Raw genomic sequence first — 12046 nt, 5'->3', positions numbered from 1 at the left:
TTAAATAAATGCAATTATCTTATTCGTTTTCCCCATACCGAACGGCCGCGTTGATCCAGTCCGGTAAAGAGAATTGTTTCCGTTTGTCTTTCCCAGTCGTGTCCGGCAAAGATAATGAGATTTCTGATACTTTCTCCTTTTATAGTCAAGTCCAACAGCTGTTTATCAGCATAAAACGACCAACGACCTCCTTCTCTAAGCGTTTTGTCTTTTTCAAAATGATAAACGGAAGATCTGTTTATTTCATCATCAACCAACTGTCCTTCACCCCACAAAACTTGTCCGGCTTCCAGTTGACGTTCGTGCAACGGCTCAATCACACGCATAATTTCCCACTCTCCCAACATATCTTTTACAGTAAAACGCCGAGACTTTGTTCCTGCGTAACGCTCGGGCGACACCACCGGCCAGCCTTCGGCATTGAAAAAGATTTCCCGTGTATGTAGCACCATTAACTGGTTTTCGGGCGATAACCGACCTTGGTGGAACATATAATAGCGACCGTTTTCCTCGCGCCACACACCACAGTGTGCCGTACCTGCCCAACCGGGATGACCTTCAAAAGCATAAGGTGCCGTCAGGATGGGAAAGTTATTGGTGGTATCCTTTAGGTCGTGTCCGGCATAGTCCAGAAACGGACCTTCGGGCTTGTCGGCACGCCCCACGCGAACATTATAGGTTGTCATCAGCGGATCATAAGAAACGAAAAGGAAGTATTTCTTCAATTCCGGATTATAAATAATCTCGGGCGCTTCCAGGTTGTCTTTTTTGTAGTTGGCTCTTCGAGCAATGAGATGACCGTAGTCGTTTTTTTGCTGGGTAAGTCCTGTAGCGGGATTCAACTCAACACAAAACAAACCACCAAAATAGGAGCCGTAATGCATCCACCACCTACCCGTTTGAGGATCTTCAATCACGCTGGGATCAATGGCGTTCATCGGTGTCTGCTCATCCGTTTTCACGACACATCCTTTCTGTATCCAAGGGCCTTCGGGTGAAGCAGACTCTGCCAAACCTATATATGATGTCTTTTTACCAAAAGCCGACACACAATAATATAGCCTGTACACATCATTATGTTTGATGATATAAGGCGCCCAGATATTAGTGGCTCCCTGACCTTCTGCATGAGTGCGTACCCAGTTAACGGCTTCAGCAGGTATTTCAGGGAAAGCCCAACCTACCAAATCCCAGTTTACCAAGTCTTTAGATTTACGGACTTGGATATATCCCAAAGGAATATTTTTCTGTTTAGCTACTTCCTTGTTCTCAGCAAAAATAGCATCGGTAGAATACATGTAGTAAGTATCGCCAAACTTTTTGCAGGCAGGATCGTGTACATTGTACGTTCCCCATGAACGATAATTTTCCATACCCGACACTGATAAGTAATTGTCTTGCCACGGATTAGGGAGCGACACCGGTGCGTATATCCCAGGTTTTGTGCAGGAACAAACCCAAACAAGCAGAAGAATAACGCCAAACGAATTACGTGTTTGCATAATATCTTTTTATTTGATCACTAAAGTTTTATGCAAAAATAGGCTTACTGAGGTGGGGTAAGGTGGACTAAAGAATATTAATGGTGGACAATATTCCATTGTGAAGCAAAAAGACACTTGCTCTTTTGATAATGAAAGAGTTTCTAATAACTTTGCTCTGTAATATATAAGGAAACTATGAAGAAGCACTACATTCTTTGGGGTATGTTTTTGTTTGCTTGCGTCTGCCATGTAACGGCGCAGAGCAACTCTTTGTTGCGATATAACATCAGCTACCTCACCATGCAAAACGGATTACCGCACAACTTTGTAGACGATATATATAAGGATAGTCAGGGATTCCTATGGATATCTACTGCAGGAGGCGGACTGGCCCGGTACGATGGATACGAGTTTGTCAATTTCAACACATCAAACACCAAGGGAAAATTAAGGAGTAACTTCATTCAAAATGTATGTGAAGATGCTCACAAACGTTTGTGGATTGTATCTGAAGGGGGAACAAGTGTTCTTGATTTGGCTTCACGCAACCTGATTATTCCTGCTGATGAAAAAGGGTTGATAAACGAGATACTTAAAAAGCCCAGCATAAAGGTTTATAAAGACAGTCAAAACGCTATTTGGCTGTGTTGCTCCGATTATATTTATAAAATATCTTTCCAGACAGACAGCTCTGTAAAAGAGATTGCAAAGCTCAAACTAAATATTTTACCCATTCCTTCAATAGCTCTTTGTGACGTTGACGAAGACGGCAGTATCTGGGTAGGACTAGAGAATAAAGTTTGTAAACTCACTGCACATAACAGCGTAATTGTTCCGCAACTGGTTTCGCCTAAACTGATCTTCGACAAAGGTACATTTATATCTGTCTTCAAGTTAAAGGAAAATGAGGTGTGGATAGGAAGTGATAAGGGGCTCTACAGATATAACAAAACGGGCAACATGGTGAAGCATTATACTTATAGTAGCACAAACACCTACTCTATTTCTCAGAATTATATTTCGGACATGGCTGTAACAACCGACAAACAACTCATTGTTACCACTCTAAGAGGGGCCAATATATACAATCCGATCACTGATACGTTCGAACATCTCAATCAGGAGAACAATGATAACACAACTCGGATGAACAGTAATTTTGTAAACTGTGTGTTTGTTGACAAAAACATTGTATGGTTTGGCACGGAAACAGGTGGATTGAATAAGTTAACACCCAGAAGACTTAGTCTTCGCAATTATGTGTACGATAAAGATGACCTGAACAGTATATCAAGAAACCCGGTCAATGCCATTTACGAGGACAAGAAGGGTACTCTTTGGGTTGGAACAGTTGAAGGAGGACTCAATAGAAAAAGTAAAGGGGAGAATCGTTTTCATCATTATACAGCCGAGTCTTCCAACCGGTTAAGTCACAACTCTGTAAGTGCTATTGCTGCTGATAATCAAAATAGACTGTGGGTAGGTACCTGGGGATTTGGCATCAATTTATTGGATATCAACAATACCAACAGACCCGTTATTCAATACCTAAACAGTGATACACATCCTAATTTCCCTATCAATTTTATAGGCTCGCTTTGTTATGATACTCGTAATAACTTAATGTGGATAGGTTCCAATCACGGACTGTATTACTATGATTTAAATTCAGAAACCTTCAAATCCCCTTTCAAAGACCAGGCCGGAGAAAAAATTCACGGATGCATCGGGGCTATTATCGATAAAGAAAATCAATTATGGATTGGTTGTTTGGAAGGGCTGTATATTGTTGACCTCAACAAACGCGAAAATGGTTTCTTTAAGTACAAACATATCACTTATAAGTTAGACGATCCGGTATCAGGTCTAAACGAAAAAATTACCTGTTTCTATCTGGCCAAAGATGGCACAATGTGGATAGGAAGCAATGGATATGGCTTTTATAAAGCACAAAAAACAAGTATCAGAGGGCAGTATAAGTTTAAAGCATTCACCACTTCTGAGGGATTGGTCAACAACAGCATCAGAGGGATTCTGGAAGATAATTACGGATGGCTCTGGATAAGCAGTAACAACGGTTTATCTTGTTTCAATCCGGCTAACGAACATTTCATAAACTACAATTCGCAAGATGGACTGATATGTGATCAGTTTTATTGGAATGCATACTGTAAATCAAAAACAGGAGATCTGTACTTTGGTAGTCTCAACGGACTAAGCGTAATCAGTCCGAATCATTCCGAAAGTAAATCATCACTTGCAAATGTTATTTTTACCAAGCTGAAAGTAGGAAACGAAGAGGTTATACCCGGCAGTGATTATCTCGATCAGGACATCTCACTCTGCAAAGAAATACGCATTCATGAAAAAGAAAAATCGTTTTCCATCGAATTTTCCTCGCTTAACTTTGACCAGCAAGCTACGGCCGTATACAGTTATCGTTTGCTGGGTTTTGATGAAGACTGGGTGGAAGTATCGGCCGACAGACGATTTGCCAGTTATACAAACCTGCAACCGGGAACCTATACGTTACAGGTCATGTATTCGTCTGACAAAAACATGACGAACGCTCCCGTAAGCGAACTCACAATAATTATTAAGCCTTATTTCTACAAAACAACTTGGTTTATATTTTTGGTCGTACTCTTCATTGGTACAGCTGTCTATCAATTTTATTTGTGGAGAATCAGAACATTGAAACGTCAAAAAGAGATTCTGCATAGAAAAGTAGAACAACGCACCCGGGAACTTGAGAGTCAAAAAGAAGTTCTGGAAATACAGACGGCCGAGTTATCCCGACAAAACAATTTGCTGATACAGCAAAATGAAAAAATCACCAAGCAAAAAACACAATTACTCCGGATGTCTAAGAAGGTTCAGGAGCTTACACTCGACAAATTATCGTTTTTCACCAACATCACTCATGAATTCCGAACTCCCATCACATTGATTATTGGGCCTATTGAACGCGCATTAAAATTAAGTTCCAATCCTCAAGTGATTGAGCAGCTTAATTTTGTAGAACGCAATTCAAAATACCTGCTTTCGCTTGTTAATCAGTTAATGGATTTCCGAAAAGTAGAATCAGGTAAATTGGAAATCGTTCGAAGCAAAGGTAATTTTCTTGAGTTTATTCATTCAATCATTGCTCCTTTTGAAATTTTTGCAAAAGAAAGAAACATCACAATCAGCCGGCTGTATCACTTAAATAATCCTCTTTTTCTTTTTGATGAGGACGCTATGCATAAAGTAATTGCCAATTTATTATCCAATGCTATTAAATTTACTCCTAATAACGGAAACATCATAATATATGTAGCTTCTATACAAAAGAGCGGAGAGGAAGTTTTATATATTGCCATAAAAGATAACGGAACAGGAATTGCTAATGAAGACGTTGATAAGATATTCAACCGGTTCTATCAGTCAAGGTCGCACGTTAAATACCCTGTATATGGACAAAGTGGAACTGGCATTGGCTTGTATCTATGTAAACGCATTATTCAACTCAACAATGGTTCTATATCTGCGAAAAACAACCGCGCAGGTGGAAGTACTTTCAGAATGACCATTCCATTAATTAGAGAAAACCAACAGGAAAACGCCGTATCAACTCTCAATAACCAACTACAGCTTGTCACTGAAAGTTCCGAAAGTTTAAGGGATAAACGTAAAACGCTTAAAACGACCATTTTAGTTGTTGAAGATAACAATGATATGAGGGCATATATACGTTCTATCCTTGAAGAAACCTATCATGTTATAGAAGCTGAAAATGGAGCGGATGCATTAACTAAATTAAGCGAATATAACGTTGATTTTATTATCAGTGATTTAATGATGCCGGTCATGGACGGCCTTGAGTTCTCAAAAAAGGTAAAAGAAAACTTCAATATTTCGCATATACCATTCTTAATGCTGACTGCAAAAACATCTAGTGAAGCTAAACTTCAAAGTTACAAAATTGGAGTCGACGAATATTTACTTAAGCCGTTTGACGAAGAAATGCTTTTGACCCGTATTCAGAATATATTGGAAAACAGGAAAAGATACCAGCAACAGTTCTCTGCAAAAATGGAGATAGAAGAACTTCAGATTGAAGAAGAATCAAGCGATAAGAAGTTTATCGACAAAGTGATGGAGATTGTCAAAGCCAATTACAAGAATTCGTATTATGAAATAAGCGACTTAGTTGAAGCTATGGGAATAAGTAAAAGTCTTTTCAACAAAAAAATGCAAAGTCTAGTTGGACAACCAGCGGGACAATTTCTCAGGAATTATCGATTAAATATTGCTTATGAACTTATTCTTAAAAACAAGAAAACCAAAAATATGAATATCTCCGAAATAGCCTATGAAGTAGGATTCAATGACCCTAAATATTTTACCCGTTGCTTTACTAAGCATTTCAACGTCCTGCCAAGTAGTTTAATGGATGAATAATAATAACTTTTGAGACTTTCATGTTGCATAACATATAAATAGAACGTTTCATCTTAATTATAAGTGTTACTTTTACACCCAAATAAAATCATTAACTTATTTACGAACTAAGTACCAATACGAAAAACATGAAAAAGAATTTAATTTTAATGGGAATTGCCGCATTGATGATTTCATCTTGCAGTAATCAGCCGAAGAGTGAAACGACTCTTTCAGGACTTGACCCCAAAGCTTTTGAAACAAAAGTGAATGATCATTCCGTTAACCTTTACACGCTAAAGAATAAAAACGGCATGGAAGTTTGCATCACTAACTTCGGCGGACGTATCGTATCTGTTATGGTACCTGATAAAAATGGTAATATGAAGGATGTAGTACTCGGATTTGACAGCATTGCCGATTACGTAAATATACCCAGTGATTTTGGTGCGTCCATCGGTCGATATGCAAATCGCATAAAAGATGGTAAAATTGTTATTGACGGAGATACCATTCAATTGCCTCAAAACAACTTCGGACATTGTTTGCACGGTGGTCCCAAAGGATGGCAATATCAAGTATACGAGGCTAAACAGATTGACGACACAAAATTAGAATTGGTTCGCCAATCACCAGATGGCGACGAAAATTTCCCCGGAAATGTAACTGCCAAAGTTACGTATACATTAACAGATGACAATTCTATAGATATCAGCTACGAAGCTACAACCGATAAGAAAACGGTTATTAACATGACAAACCACTCTTATTTCAACCTATCGGGCGATGCTCAGAAACCAATTACCGATCATTTATTGTATGTCAACGCCGACAAATTCACTCCTGTTGACAGCACATTCATGACAACAGGTGAAATTCTGGATGTAAAAGGAACTCCAATGGATTTTACTGTAGCTAAAACTGTTGGACAAGATATCGACAAATACGAGTACGACCAGCTTAAAAACGGAAATGGATATGATCATAACTGGGTGTTAAACACAAACGGTGATATCAAACAAGTGGCAGCACGATTAACATCTCCTGTTTCAGGAATAACACTTGAGGTGTATACAGATGAACCGGGAATTCAAGTTTATTCAGGAAACTTTTTAGATGGAACAGTGAAAGGCAAAAAAAGTATTGTATACAATCAGCGAGCAGCTATCTGCTTGGAGACTCAGCACTACCCCGACAGTCCCAATAAACCAGAATGGCCCTCCGTTCTTTTAGAGCCAGGCAAAACTTATCGCAGTCACTGTATTTTCAAATTTACAGTAAACAAATAATTTTTAATACCAACATAATCACATCATTAGCTAATGAATAGTTCAGGTTTTCAAACAATTGACTTTGTTATATTCGGGGCGTATATAATACTCCTCGTTTGTTTAGGGCTTTTCCTTTCCCGCAACAAAAAAGGTCAGGAAAAAAATGCAAATGATTACTTCTTGGCAGGTAATACGCTTACTTGGTGGGCTGTAGGAGCTTCGCTTATTGCAGCCAATATCTCTGCCGAACAATTTATCGGCATGTCAGGTTCCGGTTATAAAATCGGATTGTGCGTCGCAGCATACGAACTTATGGCAGCGCTTGCGTTAATCGTGGTGGGCAAATTCTTATTACCCATTATGATTACCCAGAAAATATACACTATTCCCCAGTTCCTCAGAGAACGATATAACGGTGGTGTAGGATTGGCATTCTCTATTTTTTGGTTACTACTTTATGTTTTTGTGAACCTCACTTCAGTAGCTTGGTTAGGAACAATTGCCATTGAACAGATATTGGGTATTGACCCAATGTACCGTATGTACATCATCATATTCCTTTTTGTAATAGCCGGTGTATATTCAATTTATGGTGGTTTGGCCGCAGTAGCTTGGACCGATGTGCTTCAGGTAGTTTTCCTTGTTGGTGGTGGATTAATTACAGCATACTTTGCACTTGAAGCTGTATCTGGAGCTAACGGTGGTGCATGGGATGGATTTGTGATTATCTTCGATAAATTGAAATCGCTTCCGGAAGATACTCACTTTAATTTGGTAGTAGACAGAGCACTTTCTCCCGATGCCTTTAAAGATCTACCAGGAATAGCAGCAGTAGTAGGTGGTGTCTGGTTAACTAACTTAGGTTATTGGGGCTTCAACCAATATATCATTCAAAAAGGTTTAGCAGCAAAGAGTCTTGATGAGGCAAAAAAAGGACTTATTTTTGCAGGTTTCCTGAAAATACTTATTCCTTTTATCGTTGTAATTCCAGGTATCACAGCATACGTGATGTATACCTATCCTCAGGACATCCCAGGTATTCAGGAAGGTTATTTCAATGTTCACGGTAACATCAATGTATCAGATGATGCATATCCTTGGTTAATTAGAAACTTTGCTCCTGTTGGAATTAAAGGGTTATCATTTGCAGCATTGGCAGCCGCAATTATTTCATCGCTTGCTTCCATGTTCAACTCAACCTCTACAATTTTTACAATGGACATCTACAAGCAACACATCAATAAAAAAGCTTCTGAACACCAATTAGTGAAAATCGGACGTATAACAGCTTTAGCTTCTTTAGTAATTGCTGCAATAGCCGTACAACCATTATTAGGTGGTTTGGATCAGGCATTTCAGTATATACAGGAGTATTCAGGATTTATCTATCCGGGTATAATTGTAGTATTCGGTCTTGGATTACTTTGGAAAAGAGCTTCCTCAAATGCTGCGGTTTGGACTTCTATCCTTACCATCCCAATGGGGATTCTCTTCAAGGTAGCATTTCCAGATATGCCATTTCAATTCCGTATGGGATACATATTTATCGTACTATTCTTGATTTTCGTTGCTTTGACGTACATGGACAACAAAAAGGTGAATGTAGAATTACCCGTTGAAGAAGACAGAAAGAAAATGTTGAAATGGGCTAGATTTACGTTTGTCATTGCATTGACTTGCCTTGTTTCAGCAGCGATACAAAAAATCATGTATGTAAGCGGAAGTAGCAATGCAACGGTTCTCTATCTGGAGAATATTGGTTTTGAAGCATTATTCTTCTTCGGAGCATTAATATCATCTATCTCATTGTTCTTATACTCGAATTCTAAAGACGTAGTTAAGGATCCGAAATCATTAGTTATAAACTTAGAATTATTCAAAACCAACAAAGGGTTTGCAATTGGCGCAATCGGAATTTGTGCAATTTACACAATCTTGTATGTGATGTTCTGGTAATTAAGATGAGTTCATTTTATTCTAGTAAAGATAAGTTTTACGTAGCAGTAGACTGCATCATTTTCGGTTTCTACCAAAGTGAACTGCATCTGCTGCTGCTAAAAAGAAATTTCGAGCCGGCAAAAGGAGAATGGTCACTAATGGGGGGCTTTTTACAAAAAGATGAAAGTTTGGACCAAGCGGCTAAACGTGTTCTTTATGAGTTAACCGGCCTCGAAAAAGTATATATGGATCAAGTCGGTTTCTTCGGTGAAATTGAGCGCGATCCTGGTGAACGGGTTCTATCAGCTGCTTATTATGCACTAATGAACATTGATCATTACGATCCGGAGCTAGCCAAAAAGCACAATGCGCATTGGATAAAATTTAAAGATCTGCCACCATTAATTTTCGATCACACTAAGATGGTAGAAATTGCTTTGGATATTTTGCAACGTAAAGCTTCAACTGAACCAATTGGATTTAATTTATTATCCAAACTATTCACTTTAAGTCAACTACAGTCTCTTTACGAAGCAATATATGGAGAATCACTTGATAAACGAAATTTCAGAAAACGTATTGCTGAAATGGACTTTATAGAGAAAACAGACGAAATAGATAAATCAGGATCCAGACGGGGAGCGTACCTATATAAATTTAATAGCAAAGCTTATCGAAAAGATCCTAAATTTAAAATATAAAAAGGTTATGTTAGAAACTCTGAAAGAAAAAGTGTTCCGTGCCAATCTCGATTTAGTTAAGCACGGTTTGGTTATATTCACGTGGGGAAATGTGTCAGCTATAGACCGAGAAACCAATCTGGTGGTTATTAAACCAAGTGGCGTTTCTTATGAAGAGATGAAGGCAGAAGATATGGTCGTTGTAGATTTGGAAGGAAATATTGTTGAAGGTAAATTGAAACCTTCTTCAGATACTGCTACACACTTAGTATTATACAAAGCTTTTCCTGAAATAGGAGGTGTGGTTCACACTCACTCAACATACGCAACAGCATGGGCGCAGGCAGGAATTGACTTACCTAATATAGGTACTACTCATGCAGATTATTTTCATGACGCAATACCATGTACGGCTGATATGACTGAAGCAGAAGTTGAAGGTGCCTATGAATTGGAAACAGGTAATGTAATCGTCAAACGATTCGAAGGTATGAATCCGGTACATACTCCGGGAGTATTAGTCAAAAATCATGGCCCTTTCTCTTGGGGAAAGAATGCAGATGACGCTGTTCACAATGCAGTAGTAATGGAACAGGTAGCCAAAATGGCAAGTATATCATTTGCAGTTAATCCTCAGTTGACTATGAATCCATTACTTATTGAGAAACATTTCAATAGGAAACATGGTCCTAATGCTTATTATGGACAGAAATAATTAAATAAATAATCACTTAATAACAATACAATTATGGCATTCGAAAATTATGAAGTATGGTTCGTAACAGGAGCACAGCTTTTGTACGGAGGTGACGCAGTTATCGCAGTTGATGCACATTCAAATGAAATAGTAAAAGGGCTCAATGAATCGGGCAATCTTCCTGTTAAAATCGTATACAAAGGAACTGTAAACTCAGCTAAAGAGGTTACTGCCGCATTCAAAGCTGCAAATAATGATGAAAAATGTATCGGTGTAATGACTTGGATGCATACTTTCTCACCTGCAAAGATGTGGATACACGGCTTACAAGAGCTCAAAAAACCTTTGCTACACTTCCACACTCAATTCAACAAGGAAATTCCATGGGAAACAATGGATATGGACTTTATGAACTTAAACCAGTCGGCACACGGTGACCGCGAGTTCGGGCACATTGTTACTCGTATGCGTAAAAATCGTAAAGTAGTTGTTGGGCATTGGCAAGATGAAAAAGCACAAGCAAAAATTGCAGTATGGATGCGTGTTTCTGCCGGATGGGCTGATGCACAAGACATGCGTATTATACGCTTTGGAGACCAAATGAATAATGTAGCTGTAACTGATGGAGACAAAGTTGAAGCCGAAATGCGTTTAGGCTACCACGTTGACTACTATCCTATTGCCAATTTGGTTGCTCTATTAAATGAAGTAACTGATGCAGAGGTTGCGGAACTCGTTGCAACTTACGAAAAAGAATACGTGATAGCTGACGAACAAAAGAAAAATGAACACTTTAATCACCAAGTAAAGGAAGCAGCTAAAGCAGAAATAGCCCTTCGTCGTTTTCTTGCAGCAAAGGGTGCTAAAGCGTTCACTACTAACTTTGACGACTTAGCAGGTATTGACCAGCTTCCAGGATTGGCATGTCAACGTCTGATGGCCGAAGGTTATGGCTTTGGCGCAGAAGGAGACTGGAAAACAGCTGCTTTATACCGCACCATGTGGTTCATGGGACAAGGATTGCCTAAAGGATGTTCTTTCCTAGAAGATTACACTTTAAATTTCGATGGCGAAAACAGTACTATTCTTCAAGCACACATGCTTGAGGTTTGTCCTCTTATCGCAGAACATAAGCCCAAACTCGAGGTTCACCCTCTTGGAATCGGTGGTAAAAACGATCCGGCTCGTTTAGTATTTACATCAAAAGAAGGAGCAGGCGTTGCTGTAACAATTATTGATATGGGTAATCGTTTTCGCCTTATTGTAAATAAGGTTAATTGCATCAAAAGCAAAGAATTGCCTAAACTTCCGGTAGCCTCTTCATTATGGATTCCGGAGCCTAACTTAGAAGTAGGTGCTGCTGCTTGGATTTTAGCAGGTGGTACTCACCACACCAGTTTCTCATACGATTTAACAGTTGAATACTTAGAAGATTATGCAGAAATTGCGGGAATCGAAATGGTAGTAATCGATAATGCCACTACACTCAGTGAATTCAAGAAAGAACTCAGAATGAATGAAGTGTATTATATGTTAAACAAAGCACTTTGTTAA

7 protein-coding genes are annotated in these 12046 nt (G+C 38.8%); 6 read left to right on the top strand and 1 reads right to left on the bottom strand.

Translation table 11 applies throughout. From position 1 onward, the window contains the following. Nucleotides 1-14 precede the first annotated feature (14 nt). A complete protein-coding gene (locus C511_RS0108125) occupies nt 15-1502 on the bottom strand; it encodes an arabinan endo-1,5-alpha-L-arabinosidase (RefSeq protein ID WP_034781961.1) in 1488 nt (495 codons plus the stop codon). Nucleotides 1503-1679: 177 nt separating this feature from the next. On the opposite strand from C511_RS0108125, the gene C511_RS0108120 reads away from it, so the two are divergent. The 6 genes from C511_RS0108120 (at nt 1680) to araA (ending at nt 12046) form a co-directional block, all read left to right on the top strand. Beyond that, on the top strand, nt 1680-5927 hold the full coding sequence (locus C511_RS0108120; protein ID WP_024996705.1) for a two-component regulator propeller domain-containing protein: 4248 nt from the start codon (nt 1680-1682) through the stop codon (nt 5925-5927). 128 nt (nt 5928-6055) lie between these two features. Continuing rightward, nucleotides 6056-7195, top strand: a complete 1140-nt coding sequence (locus C511_RS0108115) for an aldose epimerase family protein (RefSeq protein WP_024996706.1) — start codon at nt 6056-6058, stop codon at nt 7193-7195. A gap of 33 nt (nt 7196-7228) precedes the next feature. Then, nucleotides 7229-9133: a sodium/sugar symporter gene (locus C511_RS0108110; protein ID WP_024996707.1), complete on the top strand. Its 1905-nt coding sequence runs from the start codon at nt 7229-7231 to the stop codon at nt 9131-9133. 5 nt (nt 9134-9138) lie between these two features. After that, nucleotides 9139-9816, top strand: a complete 678-nt coding sequence (locus C511_RS0108105; RefSeq protein ID WP_027318024.1) for an NUDIX hydrolase — start codon at nt 9139-9141, stop codon at nt 9814-9816. A gap of 7 nt (nt 9817-9823) precedes the next feature. Next, the gene (locus C511_RS0108100; RefSeq protein WP_024996708.1) at nt 9824-10510 is read left to right on the top strand and encodes an L-ribulose-5-phosphate 4-epimerase; all 687 of its coding nucleotides are present in this window, start codon (nt 9824-9826) and stop codon (nt 10508-10510) included. 30 nt (nt 10511-10540) lie between these two features. Beyond that, nucleotides 10541-12046, top strand: a complete 1506-nt coding sequence (araA, locus tag C511_RS0108095; protein ID WP_024996709.1) for an L-arabinose isomerase — start codon at nt 10541-10543, stop codon at nt 12044-12046.

The organism is Bacteroides graminisolvens DSM 19988 = JCM 15093 (assembly GCF_000428125.1).
Taxonomy (GTDB): Bacteria; Bacteroidota; Bacteroidia; order Bacteroidales; family Bacteroidaceae; genus Bacteroides; species Bacteroides graminisolvens.
This window is presented reverse-complemented; position numbering and strand designations above follow the sequence as displayed.

Bases quoted from the DNA above. Each gene is read 5' to 3' on its own strand.
- C511_RS0108120 (WP_024996705.1), top strand. From the start codon at position 1,680: ATGAAGAAGCACTACATTCTTTGGGGTATGTTTTTGTTTGCTTGCGTC.
- C511_RS0108100 (WP_024996708.1), top strand. From the start codon at position 9,824: ATGTTAGAAACTCTGAAAGAAAAAGTGTTCCGTGCCAATCTCGATTTA.
- C511_RS0108110 (WP_024996707.1), top strand. From the start codon at position 7,229: ATGAATAGTTCAGGTTTTCAAACAATTGACTTTGTTATATTCGGGGCG.
- C511_RS0108105 (WP_027318024.1), top strand. From the start codon at position 9,139: ATGAGTTCATTTTATTCTAGTAAAGATAAGTTTTACGTAGCAGTAGAC.
- C511_RS0108125 (WP_034781961.1), bottom strand. From the start codon at position 1,502: ATGCAAACACGTAATTCGTTTGGCGTTATTCTTCTGCTTGTTTGGGTT.
- C511_RS0108115 (WP_024996706.1), top strand. From the start codon at position 6,056: ATGAAAAAGAATTTAATTTTAATGGGAATTGCCGCATTGATGATTTCA.